The sequence below is a fragment of the Halobacterium bonnevillei genome (assembly GCF_009831555.1).
GTDB lineage: Archaea > Halobacteriota > Halobacteria > Halobacteriales > Halobacteriaceae > Halobacterium > Halobacterium bonnevillei.
This window is the reverse complement of record NZ_WUUU01000018.1, coordinates 1-16,441: the sequence shown is the minus strand read 5'-3', so window position 1 is coordinate 16,441 and position 16,441 is coordinate 1. Positions and strand designations below refer to the sequence as shown.

Sequence of the window (16,441 nt, the reverse complement as noted above, 5' to 3'; positions counted from 1 at the left end):
CGCAGTCGCGGCGGGCTACGATTCGTTCTCGGCGAGGTACTCGCGGCCCTCCTCTGATTCGCGCAGCATCTCGTCGAACACCTCGGCGTCGGTCTGGAACTTGTGGACCTGGTGGAGGACGGTGTTGTGGAACCCCGAGATGAACTCCCCGAACTCCTTGAAGAAGTTGTGGATCCAGCGCTGCATGCGGTCGTTCGTCCGGAACTGGGTGATGAACTGCCAGTGGTACTCCGAGTCCGCGTTGAAGAACATGAGGACGTGTGGGTCGTCGCGCAGCGCCCAGTAGCAGTCCTCCCACTGCTCGGCGAAGTTCGGATAGTAGAAGGAGACCCGGAAGAGGTAGTGGTTGAAGATGCTCTGGTCGGGGATGACGGTCTCCCGGTAGAGGCCGTCCTCGGCCATCTCGCGGAGTATTTCGCTGATTCGGTTGTGGGAGAGTTCGATGCCGTAGTCCTCGGCGAGGATGTCAGCCAGTTCGCGCGTCGACGCGGTCGGGTTCGCCACCCTGACTTTCAGGATGACGATGTTCCGGGGGGAGACGACGTCGTCGTTCCCGTACGGTTGCATAGCCCTGAGTCAGTGGGGCGGCGCTAAATTCCTACTGGTTGCGAGGCCAACACACGAGGACGCGAATCGTGGATGCCCCGACCCGGAGTGACGCCCTCAGAACGGGTAGTCGCGGGGCTCGTGCTGGACGCTGATCCACTTCTGCTCGGTCACTTCCCGGAGGAACGACTCGCTGTTGTAGCCGCCGACGCCGGACGCGTTCGTGCCACTGAAGGGCACGTGGGCTTCGTCGTTGACGGGCTGGTCGTTGATGTGGACCATTCCGGTGTCCATGCGGTCGGCGATGTCCTTCGCGGTGCCCAGGTCGCCGGCGTGGACGGACCCCGAGAGCCCGTACTCGGTGTCGTTGGCGATTTCGACCGCCTCGTCGACGTCCGAGAACGGGATCACGGGCGCGATGGGGCCGAAGTGCTCGAAGCACGCCGCGGACATGTCGTTGGTGACGTCGGAGAGGACAGTCGGCGCGACGACCAGCGAGTCGTCGGCGTCGTCCACGTCGACGGTCTCACCGCCGGTCTCGAGGGTCGCGCCCGCGTCGACCGTCTCCTCGACGAACTCGAGCATCTGGTCGCGCTGGGACTCGTCGATGATCGGGCCGACGACGGTGTCGTCGTCGTGAGCGCTCCCGACCGGCAGCGATTCGGCGCGCTCCGTGAGGCGCTGGACGTACTCGTCGTAGACGTCCTCGTGGACGACGTGGCGGTTGATGGAGATGCAGACCTGGCCCTGGTGGACGAACGACCCGAACACTGCGGCGTCGAGCGCCGCGTCCAGGTCCGCGTCCGCAGTCACGACGTGGGCGTTGTTCCCCCCGAGTTCCATCGCGGGCGTGGCGAGGTTCTCCGCGGCCGCACCGGCGACCTGCCGGCCGACTGGCGTCGACCCCGTGAACGCGACCGCGTCGCTCTCCGGGTGGCTGGCGACCCGGTCACCGATGTCGGACCCGTGGCCAGTCACGACGTTCAGCACGCCGTCCGGCAGCCCGGCGTCCTCGAACAGTTCGGCGATTAGGAGGCCGCCGACGATGGGGGTGTTCGACGCCGGCTTGAGGACGACGCTGTTGCCCGCCGCGATCGCGGGCGCGACCGCCCGCAGCGTGAGATTCAGCGGGAAGTTCCACGGCGTAATCACGGTGACGACGCCCTTCGGTTCGCGCTCGACGATGTTCTCCTTGCCGGGGATGTTCGACTGGGCGTGTTCGCCCTTCATCCGCCGCGGGAGCGTGGCGGCCTCCGCGACCTGGTCGGACGCGATCTGGACCGACGTCTCGCCCATGATGCGGGAGCCGCCCGCCTCGTGAGCGAGCAGGTCGACGATTTCCGCCGACCGCTCCTGCATGCCGTGCAGCACGCCCTGGAGTACTTCCTCGCGTGCCGCCGGCGGGTGGTGTGCCCACTCAGTCTGTGCTGCGGCAGCGGCCTCGTACGCTGCGTCGACGTCCGCTTCGATCGCCGCGGGAACCTCCGCGATGACCTCCCGGGTGGAGGGGTCCTCGACGGCGAACGTCTCGCCGTTCTCGGCGCCGACCCACGCTCCGTCGATGTACTGTTCGATGTACTCACTCGCGACTGTGTGCTGGACTGCCATGACGTGTAAAACTACGCGACGAACGAGATAAAACTACGGCCACCGGCAGCGAGAGTCGGTGGTTACGTGCGTGTTACCGGCTGTTTTCGGGCAAATTGTTGCTTGCGACCGCCGCCGATGGGACTGGAACCCGGAACCGGTTGGACGGCGAGGACGTGTGCTGACCGCGTCTTCACTCGATGGGGAACTGGAGGTCCGCGGCGGAATCGGTCTGCGGATAGACGAGGCGCTGTTCGCCGTTCCACCACTGCGCGCTCGCCGCAGACAGCTGGCCCTGCTCGGGCATTCCGTACTCGTCGAAGCCGAAGTCGCCGATGACGGTGTTGAACTCCTCGTCGTCGAGCGTCGACCGGATGCCCTCGGGGGCGACCTCGTCCGCTCCGGCGATGGCCTGTTCCGTCGTCTGCGCGAGATTGTAGCCGACGCCGACCATCACGCGCGGGGTGCCGCCGTGTGCCTCGTCGTACGCGTTCAGGAGCTCTTCGTTCCCGTTCCCGGTCATCCCTGGCGCCCATCCCGGGCACATCGTGACGTAGTTGCCGGCCTCGTTCAGCGCGGACCACCACGCCTGCGGGTCGGAGGCGCGAACGAACTCGACGAATTCGGGCATGTAGCCGCTCTCGCGGAGCTGCGTCATGGCCGTGATGCCGTCCGGAGGCTGTGGGCACGCGACCAGTGCTTCGACGCCCGCGCTGTCGGACTGCGAGATGAGCGTCGAGAAGTCCTGGTTGCCGGCGTTGTAACTCTCCCGCATCACGACGTCGTAGCCGGCCTCCGAGAGCTTCGTGTCCCATGCTTCGGCCATCTCTTCGCCCCACCCGGAGTTCTCCTCCCAGATGCCGACGCGCTGCGGCCGTTCGCTCTCGGGAATCAGTTCGAGCAGTCCGCGGGTGGCACGAGTCACGTCCCGGGTCTTCGGGAACGGCGTGTACGTCCACTCCTTCGAGCCGTCCCGCAGTGGCTTCTCGAAACACGTCGCGACGGCGAGGAACGGAATCCCCTGTTCCTCGGCGTACGCGCTGCCCGCCATGACGAGCGGACTGGAGAAGCTCCCCCAGATCACGTCCACGTCGTGGTTGCTGGTGATCTCCTGGAGTTGCTGGCGGAGCAGCGTCGGGTCGCTCTCGTCGTCCCGGACGACCAGTTCGACCTCCTGGCCGTCGATGCCGCCGTTCTCGTTGATCATCTCGACGCCGAGTTCGTACCCGCGAAGCATCTCGTTGCCGACCGACGACAGCCGCCCCGTCTCCGGTACGGCCGCCCCGATGACGACCGTGTCCGACCCGCCGTCTCCGCCGCCGAATGCGGTACAGCCGGAGAGTCCGGTCAGACTGATTGCGCTCGCCGCGCCAGTTGCTTTCAGGTACGACCGCCTGGTGCGGCCTGTGTCAGATGTGTCCATGCCACTACCGAATACGAACTTGATGTTAAACTTTTCCGTTATAATTGGGGAAGTTGTGTGCGAAATATCCCGCTCCGGTTACCAGCATTAGCTCCACCGTCCGTCCGCTTGAGCGGTGACACCACACGACTTGCAACCGCCACCGGCGTCGACGGTGGTCTCCTGCAGGAGCACTGCGTGTAACTCCCGCTCGGGGCTACACAAACCAATAGTACTGAATATTGTGTCTGTTGATATATCCCCGAATCCCGGGCGTTCGATTGATCTCGGCCTCGTGGATTCTCGGTGCGTTCAGGTTTTCCTTGCGTCCAGGTTTTCGACCCGTCCCGATACGTCGTGGGTGTCCTCTCAGAACCGGACTGTCGCGAGCCGGACTGACGAGGCATTTGTCGGCGGTGTTGGGTCCACTCTATCGTGAAGCGGGTTCCTCAGGTGTGTCGCGTCGATGGCGTGTCGACAAACCGTCACGCGCAACTGTCCCGGACCATATGGGTCGGCCACCAGGAATCGCCCCGAACCAACGCGGACGCGTGGACGCATATTCAATCTGAGTGGACCGAAAACGCACCTGTAGACTGATATGAAGTGGGCGCGAACGAGATGGTGGCAGACTATCGACTATCGGCTGTGTCAGCCCACGCGATAGACCGCAAGTTTCACGCCGAACGGCTGCCGGATGCCGGTCGCGACGAACACGCTATCGGACAGCCAGTCGAGGGACGGGTCCGCCGTCTCGAACTCCGGCACGGACCTGAAGTAGACGTCCTCGGGATCTACCTCCTCGCCGTCCCGGAGTCGGCGGCTGTCTTCGGGGTCGGTGACTCTGATGCCCCGATTCTCCACGTAGACGCGGGCGCCGCCGTCCGTCTCGAAGGCGTACTTCGCGACGAGCTCGGTCGGTCGCTCCTCGCGGAACAACTGGTAATCTGCGCCGCCAGGGAGGACGTGTCCGTTCAATCGCCCCGAGACGGTCCCGTCGGTAATCTGGATGATGCGGCGCTCCCCGTCGCCGGTGTCGCCGACGACCAGAGGGTCCGCAACCTCGATGTCGAGGTCCAGGACGTGCTCCAGCGACGGCGTGAGGTGTTCGGTCTCGTGTTCGTCGATTGTTCCTGCCATACCTCCCGTATTCCCCGGTATCGGTAAATAAGTAGTGCCGAAGCGGCTGGTAGCGGCGCAGTCCCGGTTCCCGAGGACCAGGGTGTAGGCTTTTGTATCTCCCCTGCAAACCAGGCTTCATGGCAGTTGTCGCAGCAGTCGACGGCGAGCAGATCCCGGACCGGGTCGCAGCTGTCGGCGCAGACCTTGCGACGCAGTACGGGGAGGAACTCATTGTCGTGCACGTGATGCCGCAGGACACCTACGAGTCCCGCGCAGATACCGATCAGACGTCCCGCGTCGGATACCTCACGGGGACCGGGACGAACTACGGGTCGACGAACGAGACGTCGTACTCAATCGACGAGGCGCGCCGGGACGCTGCGGGCGTTGCTCGCGACGTCCTCGAACAGACCGTCGACGACCTCCCGGAGTCGGTCTCCTTCGTCGGACGCGTGGGCGAAACGGTCGGCGAAGTCCTCGAGGTCGCCGACGAACACGACCCGTCCTACCTGGTCATCGGTGGTCGGAAGCGCACGCCGGTCGGGAAGGCGGTCTTCGGGAGTGCGACGCAGTCGTTCCTCCTGAACGCGACGGCGCCCGTCGTCACGGTGATGACCGAGGAGTGACCGGGTCTCGGCCGACCACCGGACTCACAGGTGACCGGTAGACATAAGCCCGACCTCGGCCCAATTGTGGCCAATGCGAACGGACACCATAGACGAGTTCGCGGCCTCCCTCGACGGCGCCGACGTCGCGTGCACGCGCACCGAGGTCGCCGACCTCACCGCCGTACTGGACGACGTCGTCGACGACCCCGCCGTCGGTGCACCGCTCGGTATCGACGGCGTCTCGCTGGACGACACGACGGTGCAGACGCCGCCGACTCCGCAGTTGCTGTCGGACGCTGCCACCGGCGTCACGCGCGTCCACGGCGGCATCGTCGAGTACGGGAGCTTCGTCATCCAGGCCGACGAGGCCGGGACTGAGCCGGTGAGCCTCTATCCCCGCGAACACGTCGGCGTGGTGTGCGCCAGCGACCTCCACGCCGACGTCCACGCGGCCGTCGACTGGCTCGGCGACGAGTTCGATGCGGGACGCGACACGGCGGTTCTCGCGACCGGTCCGAGCGCGACTGCCGACATGGGAGAACTGGTAACGGGGGTGCACGGCCCGCAGACTGTCCACGCGGTGGTCGTGACCGACCGATGAGCCGGCGTGAGAAAGCCCAGCACATCCGCCACCTCCTCGACACGGAAGGCGACGCCGTCTTCGAGAACACGACGCACGTCAACGACGGCCGGCTGGAGGCCAACGCCACGCGCGACGACATCGAGGACCTCCGAACGGCCGCACGACGCATCAAGGAGGACGCCATCGAGCAACTCCCCGACCTCATCGAAACCGTCCGCGAGCAGGTCGAAGCCAACGGCGGCGAGGTGTATCTCGCCGATGACGCGGCGGACGCCAACCAGTACATCACGGCGGTCGCCGAGTCGAAGGACGCCGACCTCCTCGCGAAGTCGAAGTCGATGACCAGCGAGGAGATCGAGGTCAACGACGCCCTCGAGGCCGCGGGCGTCGACGTCTGCGAGACGGACCTCGGGGAGTTCGTCCTGCAGGTCGCGGACGAAGCGCCCTCCCACCTCGTCGGCCCCGCGTTCCACAAGTCCACGGCCGACATCGCGACCCTGTTCAACGCCCACTTCGACACCGGAAAACCCCTGGACACGGCCGAAGACCTCACGCAGTTCGCCCGCGACCACGTCGGCGACCAGATCCGAGCGGCGGACGTCGGGATGACGGGCGCGAACTTCGTGTTCGCGGAGTCCGGCACGCTCGCGCTCGTGACCAACGAGGGGAACGCCCGGAAGTGCGCGGTGACGCCCGATACACACGTCGCCATCGCCGGCGTCGAGAAGCTGATTCCGAGTCTCGACGACTTCCCGCCGTTCGCGGAACTCATCGCGCGCGCCGCCGGCGGCCAGGACATCGCGACCTACCTCTCGCTGTTGACGCCGCCCGTCGACTCGCCGGTCGTGGACTTCGAGAACCCGCACGAGCCACTGGACGGCGCCTCCGACGACCGCGAGTTCCACCTCGTGTTGCTGGACAACGGCCGCACGGAGATGCGCGAGGACGACGAACTCCGGGAGACGCTGTACTGCATCCGCTGCGGCGCGTGCGCGAACTCGTGTGCGAACTTCCAGCACGTCGGCGGGCACGCGTTCGGCGGCGAGACGTACACGGGCGGCATCGCGACCGGCTGGGAGGCCGGCGTCCACGGGCTGGACTCGGCGGCGGAGTTCAACGACCTCTGTACGGGGTGCTCGCGGTGTGTGGACGCCTGCCCCGTGAAAATCGACATTCCGTGGATCAACACCGTCGTCCGCGACCGCATCAACCGCGGCGACGACCAGGAGTTCGACTGGCTCGTCGAGGGCCTGACGCCGGACGCGGACCCGGGCGGCCTGGACCTCCAGAAGCGCCTGTTCGGGAACTTCGGAACGCTCGCGAAACTCGGTTCGGCGACCGCGCCGGTCTCGAACTGGCTCGCCGACTGGGGGCCGTCGCGGGCGATCATGGAGCGAGTCGCCGGCGTCGACCGCCGCCGCGACCTCCCCGCGTTCCGCCGCGAGACGCTCGTCGACTGGTTCGAGTCCCGGGACCGCTCGCGACCGCCGGCGACGCCGACCGGGAGGTCGTCCTCTACCCCGACACGTACACGAACTACGTGCTCGTGGACCGCGGGAAGGCCGCCGTCCGGACGCTTGAGGCGCTCGGCGTCGACGTGACCGTCGCCCCGTGCCACGAGAGCGGACGCGCGCCGCTCTCCCAGGGGATGATTGCGACGGCGCGCGAGAACGCCGCGCGCGTCGCCGACAGCCTCGACCCCTACCTCGATTCGGGACGGGACGTCGTCGTCGTCGAACCCTCCGACCTCGCCGCGTTCCGTCGCGAGTACGAGCGCCTGCTCGACGGGAAACGCGCCAGCCGACTGGCCGAGAACAGCTACGAGGTCGTGGAGTACGTCTACGGCCTCCTGGAGAACGGCGGCGACGCCGACGTGCTCGCCGCGGGCGGCGACGTGGCGTACCACAGCCACTGCCAGCAGCGCACGCTCGACGTCGACCAGTACACGGAGGCGGTGTTCGAGCGCCTCGGGTACGACGTCGTGACCTCCGACGTTGAGTGCTGCGGGATGGCCGGCAGCTTCGGCTACAAGTCCGAGTACTACGAGCTCAGCGTGGACGTCGGCGAGACGCTGGCGGGCCAATTCGAGGACGCGGGCGTCGAAGGCCGGGAGCTGGTTGCAAGCGGGGCCTCCTGTCACGAACAACTGGCGTCCCTGCTCCCGCCGGAGAACCGTCATCCAGTGGAGCTCATCGCACCGGAGTGAGCGCTTGGAGCACGGTCGCGGTGAACCCGCTGTTGTGGCGGGGGAGCTCCGGGAACTCCCAGGAGGCAACCTGAACCCGTCGACCCGCCGAAACGTCCGTTGAGCGGGGTGTAGGATTGCCTCTCGGGAAAATTTTTTATACAACTACCGCTACTACAGGAGTGTGACACACCACCACAGTGAGTGTGGGCTGCAGCCACACGGGGACGGCCGCCGTCCCGCGAACGCAGGGACGGCGGCAGCGCCCTCCTCGTCTGACGACCGAGCCGTGACAGACAAACGGGCGTCACCTCAATCCGCCTTTCTCACCGTTCCCTCGACGCATGACTGAACGCACACTCGACGGCCACGTCTCGATTTCCAACCTCGAGAAAGTCTACGACGACGGCGCTGAACGCACGACCGCTATCAAGGACCTCTCGTTCGACATCGAGGGCGGCGAGTTCGCCAGCATCGTCGGCCCGAGCGGCTGTGGAAAGAGCACCCTCCTCTACCTCGTCGCGGGCTTCCTCGACGAGACCTCCGGCTCCATCGAGGTCGACGGCGATCCCATCGACGGCCCGGGCACGGACCGCGGTGTGGTCTTCCAGGACTACGCGCTGTTCCCGTGGCGGACCGTCATGGAGAACGTCACCTACGGCCTCGAAGAACAGGGGTACACGAAGGAGGAACGCCGCTCCCGAGCCCAGAAGTACATCGACATGATGGACCTCAGTGGGTTCGAGGACAACTACCCGAAGGAGCTCTCCGGCGGCATGAAACAGCGCGTCGGGCTCGCTCGCACGCTCGCCTACGACCCGAAGATTCTGTTGATGGACGAGCCGTTCGGCGCGCTCGACCAGCCGCTGCGGGAGTCTCTGCAGGACCAACTCATCGACATCTGGGGCGACCTCGACAAGACCGTCGTGTTCGTCACCCACGACGTCGAGGAGGCGGTCTACCTCTCGGACACCGTGATGGTGATGACCCGTCACCCCGGCACGAAGAAGAACGTCACCAAGGTGGACCTCGACCGCTCGCAGACGCGCGAGGCGATCATCACCAGCAACGAGTTCACCGAGACGAAAAACGACGTCTGGAAGTCCCTCAGGGAGGAAACGCAACCCGAGGTGCAACCGTAACCGTGAGCAACGTGTCCGTCCGCTCGGTCGATGCGGTCCCCGCGCCACTGCTGCGCGCCGGAAAGTTTCTCTTCGACTGGATTCCGCTCGTCATTCTAACCGTCCTCTGGGAGTACGCCAGCGGCACCGCGGTGCCCGCCGAGATCCTCCCGCCGCCGACGCGCGTCGTCGGAGAGATCCAGGAACTGATCGTCTCCGGCGAGGTGTACTCGCACCTGTTCACGTCGCTGTTCCGGATCGGTGTCGGACTCGGACTGAGTATCGCCGTCGGCGTCCTTCTCGGCATCGGCATGGCTCGCCTCGACCCGGTCGAGGACTTCTTCGAGGTCCTGCTCGCGCTGACGTATCCGATTCCGAAGACCGCGCTCGTGCCGCTGGCCATCCTGTGGCTCGGCGTCGGCACCGAGACCGCGGTCCTCATCGTGTTCCTGGCGTGCCTGCTCCCCATCGTGTTGAACGCGTACAACGCCGCCGAGAACGTGGACAAGAACCTGGTGTGGGCGGCGAAGATGATGGGGACTGACGGCCGCCAGCTGTTCCGTAAGGTCGTCATTCCCGCGACAATCCCAGAGATCCTCACGGGCGTCCGGCAGGCGATTCCCATCGCGTTCATCGCGCTCGTGAGCGCGGAACTCATCGCCTCCGACAAGGGCATCGGCTACCTCATCCTCACTGCCGGACAGGTCGGCAACTACCCGACGATGTTCGCGAACATCGTCATCATCTCCGCGGTGGCGTTCTTCGCCGTCCGCGGGTACGAAATCCTCCGTGAACGGGTGTTAGTATGGACGTGAACCTCGAGCGGTTCGACACGTCGACAGTCCTCGACGTCCTGAAGTCGCTGTACTCGCTGATCCTGGTGCTCGTGCTCTGGGAGGTCGTCACGCAGATGGGGTACATCCACTACTACTTCCTGCCCCCGCTGTCGGACGTACTCGCGAGGTTCGTCGAACTCACGCAATCGGGCGAGATGCTGGACAACGCGTACCTCACGCTGAAGCGCGCGTTCCTCGGACTCGCCATCGCGTCCGTGTTCGGCGTGATCGTTGGCATCCTGAGCGCACGGAACCGTGTCGCGACTGGTTCTTCGACCCGATCATCAAGATCGGGTACCCGGTCCCGATCATCGCGCTCATCCCGGTATTCATGCTGTGGTTCGGCATCGGTGACACCTCGAAGATCATCATGGTCGCAGTCGGCACGTTCTGGCCGATCGCGGTGAACGCCCGGGACGCCGCCAGGCAGGTCGAACAGAACCTCGTGTGGGCGGCGCGCATGATGGGGACCAGTGACTGGAAACTGCTCTGGCGAGTCATCATGCCGGCGGCCGCGCCCGGCATCGTCACCGGATTACAGATCGCACTGCCGCTGTCGCTGATCATCACGTTCGTCTTCGAGATGGTCGCCGGCGGCGGCGGTCTCGGCGCCCTCGAAATCCAGGGCGTGCGGTCGTTCCAGTCGACGCAGACGTACGCGGCGATCATCGCGATTATGCTCGTCGGGCTCGCGCTGGACCGTTCGCTGCGCGTGGTCCGTGGCTATCTGCTGCGCTGGACGTAGCCGTCGCGGGTTTCACGGCACCCCGTTCTCGTGGAGTTATCGACGACCGTACTCCCCGGCGGAGCGACTGGGTTAGTGATACACGACGCGTAGCTTCCAGTGGTGGCTATCGGTGCCAGAATTTCCGCGATGCAACGATCCGGGGACCGGACCGGCTGTGCCAGAACGGACCCTAAACGTGGTCCGTCAAATGAGCGGACAGATTGCGTCAGTTGATCGAGGGGACGTAGTCGTTGGTCGCGTACTCGGAGACGTCGAAGGACTCCTCGAGGAAGCCGAGGTCGACGAGTTCGTCGATGGTGCTCTGGAGGCGGTCCATGTCGATGGTGATGTCCTGTCGGTAGTAGTCGTTGTTGTTCAGGAAGAAGCCGTCGACGACCGGCTCCGGGAGTTCGAAGTGTTCGGCTGCCTTCGTCACGACCTCCGAGCGGTTGTCGTAGCAGTACTCCACGAGCTCCGCGAGGTCCTCGCCGAACAGCTCGATCGCGTCGGACTTGTTGTCCAGCGAGTCGTTGGACGCGACCGTGTAGGCGAACGGGTACTCGCTGTCCCAGAGGTCCTGGCTACTGACCACCGGCGTGAACCCTTCGGCGCGCGCGCCGACCGCGAACAGCGCCGGATAGATTGCGACGTCGATGCGCCCGTCGTTGAGCGCGGACGTGATTGACGGGAACGGCAGTTCGACGATCTCGGCGCCGTTCTCCGGGTCGATGTCGGCCGAACGGAGTGCCTTCGCGATCACTGCGTGCGTCCCGGTCCCCTGCGCGTTGACGCCGATCTTCGCGCCCTCGAGGTCCGCGGGCGCTTCGATGCCGGTGTCCGGGTGCGCGTACAGGGTGAACCCGTACCAGTCCGGGTGGGCGTCCCAGAAGTCCGTCGAGATCATCGAGATGTTGCCGGGGACCGCCTCCTCGCTGACCGCGGACCCGTAGCTCACGGTGGTGAGCAGGGCCATGTCGACCTCGCCTGCGGCCATCGAGTTCAGCGAGTCCGGCGTGCTCTCGTTGCGCGTGACGCTGAGTTCGTACTCCTCGCCGACGTTCGTCAGTTCGTTGCGCAGGTCCTCGATGTCGAACAGCGACCCGAGATTCTCGACCGGGACGGTGAACGCGAGGCTGAGGTCGGAGACGCCGCCGCCCCCGCCGCCGAGGCAGCCGGTGACGCCGGTGAGTCCGACAGCCGCGGCAGCTGTACCCGATTTGAGAAACGTCCGCCTGTTGGTGCTCTGTTGCGGCATTGTACCATGACCCACACTCGACCCACAAAAAGTTACCTATCCAAGTTATTTTCGACAAGAACTGTTAGGTACGAATCCTCGCTGAGGTTCTACCGTTCAGTTTCCAGCCGCTATCGCCGCGCCGTGGGCGGGTTCGAGACACGACAGCGCCGCGCGGACAGCGGCAGCGGGGAACCGGTTAGCCTTCGTTTACGTACACGACCCCGTCGTCGACGACGACGTCGTACATCGGGAGGACGTAGCCGTCGTCCCCGATGTGTTCGCCCGTCTGCACGTCGAACGACCAGCCGTGCCACGGACACGACACGATGCACTGGTCGTCGTCGTAGTGCTGTTCGACACGCTCGCCCGGGCCGCTCCACTCGCCGACGAGGCGGGGTTCGACCATCCCCTCGCAGACTGGGCCGCCGTCGTGAGGGCACTCGTTGCGGAGCGCGTAGAACTCCCCGCCGGCCTTGATGACGCCAACCTCCACCCGGCCGACCTGCACGATTTCGGCGTCGCCGTTCTCGAACCCCGCCGCTGGCCCGACTTCGACGCGTCCGTCGGCGCTCACAGGTCGAACACCTCCAGGGCGTTCCGGCCGAGAATGTCCTTCCTGTCCTCGTCGTCGATCATCGGGAGGTCAGTGATGACGCTCGGGCTGTCGAAGTCCCAGTGTGGGTAATCAGAGGCGTACAGGAGTCGGTCGGTTCCGATCATGTCGAAGCACAGTTCGAGGAGGTCGGGGCGTGCGGACACCTCCAGTGGCTGCGTGCCGAAGTAGAAGTCCGTGATGTACTCTCCGGGGCGCTTCTCCAGCAATGGGGCTTCCTCCGACCGTTTGAGGTACTCCTCGTCGAGTCGACTGACGAGCCCCGGGATGTAGGTGACGCCGGACTCCATGAACACGATGTCCAGGTCCGGGAACTTCTCGGGGACGCCCTGGCTCGCGACGCTGACGATCTGGGACATGTTCGACTCCAGGAAACCCAGCGTGTGCGTCTCGATCATATCCTGGTAGCCGGCGCGCACGTATTCGTCCAGGCCAGAGCCGCCAGTGTGGTAGACAACCGGATACCCCATCTCCTCGCAGCGCTCGTAGATCGGGTCGTACTTGCGGTTGCCCAGGGGCGGACTGGCGCCCGCAGTGACGAACACGACGCCCGTGATGGCTTCCTCGTCTTCCACGCGATCGAGAACGTCCATCGAGGCGTCGATGTCGTGGTACGGCATCGGCGCGAGGCCGTAGATACCTTCGTCGGGGTCCAGGACCTCCTCCAGCATGTAGTCGAGGTACCCTTTGACGAACGACTCCACGCGCCGGTCGTCGGCGGTCACACCGCCCATCGCGAGGATGAGGTGCGAAATCTGGAGGGAGACGTCGATGTCGAGTTCGTCCATCCCCGCGACCACGTCCTCCTTGGTGTCGCCGCCGTCCGGGTACTCAGAGAACTCTCGCTGGATCTTCCCGTAGTTCGCGCGACTCCCCGTCGAGGCGGGGAAGAACGCGGCGAGGTTCTGCTTGACGCCCGTGTCGCCGAACCCGCTCTTCTGGTACTTCGTCTTCCAGGGTTCGGGCATGTACGGTGCAATTTGCGTGAACGTGTCGGCGTAGTGCCAGTCGCAGTCGACGACAGTGTGCTCCTTGGGGTCAATCATCCCCGCACCACAGTGGCATGTTCCACCATACACCACAGGTGGGGAGGCCCTACAATAAACTTTTACTCGAGCCCCGTTGCGCGCCAGGCCACTTTGGGCCGGTCGTCTGAACACTCCTGCGGCACAGGACGTCGAGGAGGCCGCCCGTGACGGAGTCGCTGGCGCCACCCCCGCATTTATTTACCCGCCTCTCCTTGCGATAGTCGTCGAATGAGCGAGAACGAACCAACGGAACATCCAGCCAACGCCACGGTGAGTGCTGGCGAACCCCGGTTCCTGACGCAGGACGACCTCTCGGTCGACACCCACCAGGTCGTCGCACCGGACGGGTCCTACGACGCCGACGAGGTCCCCGACCTGGACGACGAGCAGTTCCAGGACCTCTACCGGTGGATGCTGACCGACCGCGTGTTCAGCAAGCGCATGGTGAACATCCAGCGGCGCGGGGAACTCGGGACCTTCGGGTCGACCAGGGGCCAGGAAGCCAGCATCATCGGCAGCGCGTACACCCTCCAGCCCGACGACTGGCTGTACGTCGGCCGCGCGTGGACGCCGATGTTCATGCGCGGCGTCCCGATGAAGGACATGATCATGTTCTGGCGCGGCATCGAGGAAGGACAGCAGTCGTTCGCCGAACACAACTGCCAGATCGCGATCTCGATCGGGTCGCACCTCCCGCTGGTCGCCGGCCTCGCGTGGGGCATGGACCTCAGCGGCGACGACGCAATCGCCACCGCGTACCTCGGCGACGGCGCGACCTCCACGGGCGCAGCCCACGAGGCGATTAACTTCGCGGGCGCGCTCGAGGTGCCCGCGCTGTTCTACTGCCAGAACAACCAGTACGCCATCTCGCTGTCCGCCGAGGAGCAGACCGGCGCGAACACGCTCGCCCAGAAAGCGCTCGCCTACGGCATGGACGCCATCCGCGTCGACGGTCAGGACGTCCTCGCCGTCTACGAGGCAGTGAACGAGGCGCGCAAGCGCGTCCGGAACGGCGAACCAGTGTTCGTCGAATCCGTCACGTACCGGATGGACGCCCACACGACCAGCGACGACCCCACGCGCTACCGCAGCGACGAGGAGGTCGATGCCTGGGAGGACGCCGACCCCCTGGAGCGGTACCGCGAGTTCCTGCGAGCCGAAGGGCTGTGGGACGACATCGACCACGACGCCATCGAAGCCGAGATCGACGCGGAGTTCGACGCGGCCCTCGAGGAAGCCAACGCGTTCGAGGAACGCGGCGTCGAGGAGATCTTCGCGCACGTCTACGCGGAGCTGCCCCCGGACCTCCAGCGCCAGTCAGAGGAGTTCAGCGACCTCCTCGAGCGCCGTCCGGAGCTGTACGACTACATCGAACAGCGGCCCAAGGGGTGACCATGCAGGCAACTATCGTCGAAGCAGTCAAGGACGCACTACACACGGAGATGGCCGCCGACGACGACGTCGTCGTGTTCGGCGAGGACGTCGCCGAGAGCGGCGGCGTGTTCCGCGCCACGGACGGCCTCCTCGAGGAGTTCGGCGAGGACCGCGTCGTCGACACGCCGCTGTCGGAGATCGCCATCGTCGGCGCCGCGACGGGGCTGGCGATGTACGGCTACCGGCCGGTCGCGGAGATCCAGTTCTCCGGGTTCCTGCCGCCGGCGTTCGACCAGCTCGTCACGAACGCGAGCCGCATCCGCTGGCGGACCCGCGGCGCGCTCTCCGCGCCGATGGTCGTCCGGATGCCGTACGGCGCCGGCGTGCGCGCGCTCGAGCACCACTCCGAGAGCATGGAGGGCGCGTACGCCCACATCCCCGGCCTGAAGGTCGTCGCGCCGAGCACGCCCCACGACACGAAGGGGCTGTTGCTCGCGTCGATTCGCGACCCCGACCCGGTGCTGTTCATGGAGCCCAAGCGCATCTACCGGTCGTTCCGCGACGACGTCCCCGAGGAGGACTACGAGGTCCCGCTCGGCGAGGCAGCCGTCCGCCGGGAAGGCTCGGACCTCACCGTCGTCAGCTGGGGGTCGATGATGCCGCCGACCCTGGACGCCGCCGACGAGGCCGACGCGGACGTCGAGGTAATCGACCTCCGAACCATCTCGCCGATGGACACCGAGACGGTCGTGGAGTCCGTGAAGAAGACCGGTCGCGCCGTCGTCGTCCACGAGGGCCCGCGCAGTCACGGCGTCGGCGGGGACATCGTCGCCCACATCAACGACGAGGCGCTGATGTACCTCGAAGCACCCGTCGAGCGCGTCACCGGTTTCGACACGCCGGTGCCGCTGCTCTCGATGGAGGACTACTACTTCCCGCACCCGCCGCGCATCCTCGACGCCATCGAGGACGCGCTGTCGGTGTAGGCCGCCTCGATTTTCACCCTTCGGCCGCTGCTGTCCTTCGTGCGGCGGGTCAATCGCTGTTCCTGACGGAAATACGAGCGCTACGGAAATACTGAAAGGGCCGGCCGACGCGTACCGTGTATGGCCAAGCAGCAGTTCGAACTCCCAGACCTAGGTGAGGGTATCGCGGAAGGGGAACTGGTCTCGTGGCTCGTCGCGGAGGGCGACGACGTCACGGCCGACCAGACGCTCGCGGACGTCGAGACGGACAAGGCAGTCGTCGAGGTGCCGTCCCCCTACGACGGCACCGTGACGGAACTCCACGCCGACGAGGGCGAAGTGGTCGACGTCGACTCGGTCATCGTCACCTTCGACGTGCCCGACGCCGAGGCCGACGACGAAACGGCCGCCGAGTCCGCCGACGCCAGCGCAGAACCATCCGCCGAACAGGCCGCCGAGCCGGCCGTCGATGAAGCGCCGACGGACGCCGATGATGACGCCGGCAGC

The 16,441-nt window shown here is 65.8% G+C and carries 16 protein-coding genes and 1 pseudogene; 10 read left to right on the top strand and 7 right to left on the bottom strand.

Features of this window, described 5'->3' with window-relative positions; translation table 11 throughout:
* Positions 1–15: 15 nt before the first annotated feature.
* The 4 genes from GRX66_RS04345 to GRX66_RS04330 all read right to left on the bottom strand — a co-directional run bounded on the left by GRX66_RS04345 (position 16) and on the right by GRX66_RS04330 (position 4,675).
* The gene (locus GRX66_RS04345) at positions 16–567 is read right to left on the bottom strand and encodes a helix-turn-helix domain-containing protein (RefSeq protein WP_159525433.1); all 552 of its coding nucleotides are present in this window, start codon (positions 565–567) and stop codon (positions 16–18) included.
* A gap of 96 nt (positions 568–663) precedes the next feature.
* Entirely contained in the window at positions 664–2,154 is a 1,491-nt protein-coding gene (locus GRX66_RS04340; protein ID WP_159525432.1) for an aldehyde dehydrogenase family protein, read from the bottom strand.
* A 172-nt stretch (positions 2,155–2,326) separates the two neighbouring features.
* Positions 2,327–3,556: an amino acid ABC transporter substrate-binding protein gene (locus tag GRX66_RS04335; RefSeq protein ID WP_159525431.1), complete on the bottom strand. Its 1,230-nt coding sequence runs from the start codon at positions 3,554–3,556 to the stop codon at positions 2,327–2,329.
* Between the two features lie 630 nt (positions 3,557–4,186).
* Positions 4,187–4,675: a DUF3237 domain-containing protein gene (locus GRX66_RS04330; protein ID WP_159525430.1), complete on the bottom strand. Its 489-nt coding sequence runs from the start codon at positions 4,673–4,675 to the stop codon at positions 4,187–4,189.
* Positions 4,676–4,794: 119 nt separating this feature from the next.
* On the opposite strand from GRX66_RS04330, the gene GRX66_RS04325 reads away from it, so the two are divergent.
* The 7 genes and pseudogenes from GRX66_RS04325 (at position 4,795) to GRX66_RS04300 (ending at position 10,735) form a co-directional block, all read left to right on the top strand.
* Complete coding sequence (locus tag GRX66_RS04325) at positions 4,795–5,283, top strand: universal stress protein (protein WP_159525429.1); 489 nt, start codon at positions 4,795–4,797, stop codon at positions 5,281–5,283.
* Between the two features lie 73 nt (positions 5,284–5,356).
* Positions 5,357–5,866 (top strand): LUD domain-containing protein, encoded by a 510-nt coding sequence (locus tag GRX66_RS04320; protein ID WP_159525428.1) that lies wholly within the window; start codon positions 5,357–5,359, stop codon positions 5,864–5,866.
* Positions 5,863–8,054, top strand: a pseudogene (locus GRX66_RS04315) (LUD domain-containing protein). The gene GRX66_RS04320 and the pseudogene GRX66_RS04315 overlap by 4 nt, the downstream one beginning before the upstream one ends.
* A 323-nt stretch (positions 8,055–8,377) precedes the next feature.
* Positions 8,378–9,175 (top strand): ABC transporter ATP-binding protein, encoded by a 798-nt coding sequence (locus GRX66_RS04310; protein ID WP_159525427.1) that lies wholly within the window; start codon positions 8,378–8,380, stop codon positions 9,173–9,175.
* A gap of 2 nt (positions 9,176–9,177) precedes the next feature.
* Positions 9,178–9,969, top strand: a complete 792-nt coding sequence (locus tag GRX66_RS04305; protein ID WP_325063954.1) for an ABC transporter permease — start codon at positions 9,178–9,180, stop codon at positions 9,967–9,969.
* Complete coding sequence (locus GRX66_RS20490; protein ID WP_325063953.1) at positions 9,960–10,397, top strand: ABC transporter permease; 438 nt, start codon at positions 9,960–9,962, stop codon at positions 10,395–10,397. The genes GRX66_RS04305 and GRX66_RS20490 overlap by 10 nt, the downstream gene beginning before the upstream one ends.
* Complete coding sequence (locus GRX66_RS04300) at positions 10,280–10,735, top strand: ABC transporter permease (protein WP_325063956.1); 456 nt, start codon at positions 10,280–10,282, stop codon at positions 10,733–10,735. The genes GRX66_RS20490 and GRX66_RS04300 overlap by 118 nt, the downstream gene beginning before the upstream one ends.
* Positions 10,736–10,943: 208 nt before the next feature.
* Here the strand turns inward: GRX66_RS04300 and GRX66_RS04295 are convergent, their stop codons facing one another.
* The 3 genes from GRX66_RS04295 to GRX66_RS04285 all read right to left on the bottom strand — a co-directional run bounded on the left by GRX66_RS04295 (position 10,944) and on the right by GRX66_RS04285 (position 13,613).
* Positions 10,944–11,972 carry an ABC transporter substrate-binding protein gene (locus tag GRX66_RS04295; protein ID WP_159525426.1) on the bottom strand — a complete coding sequence of 343 codons (1,029 nt, stop codon included), beginning with the start codon at positions 11,970–11,972 and terminating at the stop codon, positions 10,944–10,946.
* 178 nt (positions 11,973–12,150) lie between these two features.
* The gene (locus tag GRX66_RS04290) at positions 12,151–12,528 is read right to left on the bottom strand and encodes a Rieske (2Fe-2S) protein (protein ID WP_325063952.1); all 378 of its coding nucleotides are present in this window, start codon (positions 12,526–12,528) and stop codon (positions 12,151–12,153) included.
* Complete coding sequence (locus GRX66_RS04285; RefSeq protein WP_159525425.1) at positions 12,525–13,613, bottom strand: amidohydrolase family protein; 1,089 nt, start codon at positions 13,611–13,613, stop codon at positions 12,525–12,527. The genes GRX66_RS04290 and GRX66_RS04285 overlap by 4 nt, the downstream gene beginning before the upstream one ends.
* A gap of 210 nt (positions 13,614–13,823) precedes the next feature.
* On the opposite strand from GRX66_RS04285, the gene GRX66_RS04280 reads away from it, so the two are divergent.
* From GRX66_RS04280 to GRX66_RS04270, 3 genes are all read left to right on the top strand, one after another.
* A complete protein-coding gene (locus GRX66_RS04280; RefSeq protein ID WP_159525424.1) occupies positions 13,824–14,987 on the top strand; it encodes a thiamine pyrophosphate-dependent enzyme in 1,164 nt (387 codons plus the stop codon).
* A 2-nt stretch (positions 14,988–14,989) separates the two neighbouring features.
* Positions 14,990–15,955 carry an alpha-ketoacid dehydrogenase subunit beta gene (locus tag GRX66_RS04275; protein ID WP_159525423.1) on the top strand — a complete coding sequence of 322 codons (966 nt, stop codon included), beginning with the start codon at positions 14,990–14,992 and terminating at the stop codon, positions 15,953–15,955.
* A gap of 120 nt (positions 15,956–16,075) precedes the next feature.
* Positions 16,076–16,441: biotin/lipoyl-containing protein (locus tag GRX66_RS04270; protein WP_325063951.1), on the top strand; the 366-nt coding region annotated here is incomplete at its 3' end.

Excerpts from the sequence above, each read along its gene's own strand:
- GRX66_RS04345 (WP_159525433.1), bottom strand. The coding sequence starts at position 567 with ATGCAACCGTACGGGAACGACGACGTCGTCTCCCCCCGGAACATCGTC.
- GRX66_RS20490 (WP_325063953.1), top strand. The coding sequence starts at position 9,960 with ATGGACGTGAACCTCGAGCGGTTCGACACGTCGACAGTCCTCGACGTC.
- GRX66_RS04280 (WP_159525424.1), top strand. The coding sequence starts at position 13,824 with ATGAGCGAGAACGAACCAACGGAACATCCAGCCAACGCCACGGTGAGT.
- GRX66_RS04285 (WP_159525425.1), bottom strand. The coding sequence starts at position 13,613 with ATGATTGACCCCAAGGAGCACACTGTCGTCGACTGCGACTGGCACTAC.
- GRX66_RS04295 (WP_159525426.1), bottom strand. The coding sequence starts at position 11,972 with ATGCCGCAACAGAGCACCAACAGGCGGACGTTTCTCAAATCGGGTACA.
- GRX66_RS04275 (WP_159525423.1), top strand. The coding sequence starts at position 14,990 with ATGCAGGCAACTATCGTCGAAGCAGTCAAGGACGCACTACACACGGAG.
- GRX66_RS04320 (WP_159525428.1), top strand. The coding sequence starts at position 5,357 with ATGCGAACGGACACCATAGACGAGTTCGCGGCCTCCCTCGACGGCGCC.
- GRX66_RS04310 (WP_159525427.1), top strand. The coding sequence starts at position 8,378 with ATGACTGAACGCACACTCGACGGCCACGTCTCGATTTCCAACCTCGAG.
- GRX66_RS04335 (WP_159525431.1), bottom strand. The coding sequence starts at position 3,556 with ATGGACACATCTGACACAGGCCGCACCAGGCGGTCGTACCTGAAAGCA.
- GRX66_RS04325 (WP_159525429.1), top strand. The coding sequence starts at position 4,795 with ATGGCAGTTGTCGCAGCAGTCGACGGCGAGCAGATCCCGGACCGGGTC.
- GRX66_RS04330 (WP_159525430.1), bottom strand. The coding sequence starts at position 4,675 with ATGGCAGGAACAATCGACGAACACGAGACCGAACACCTCACGCCGTCG.
- GRX66_RS04340 (WP_159525432.1), bottom strand. The coding sequence starts at position 2,154 with ATGGCAGTCCAGCACACAGTCGCGAGTGAGTACATCGAACAGTACATC.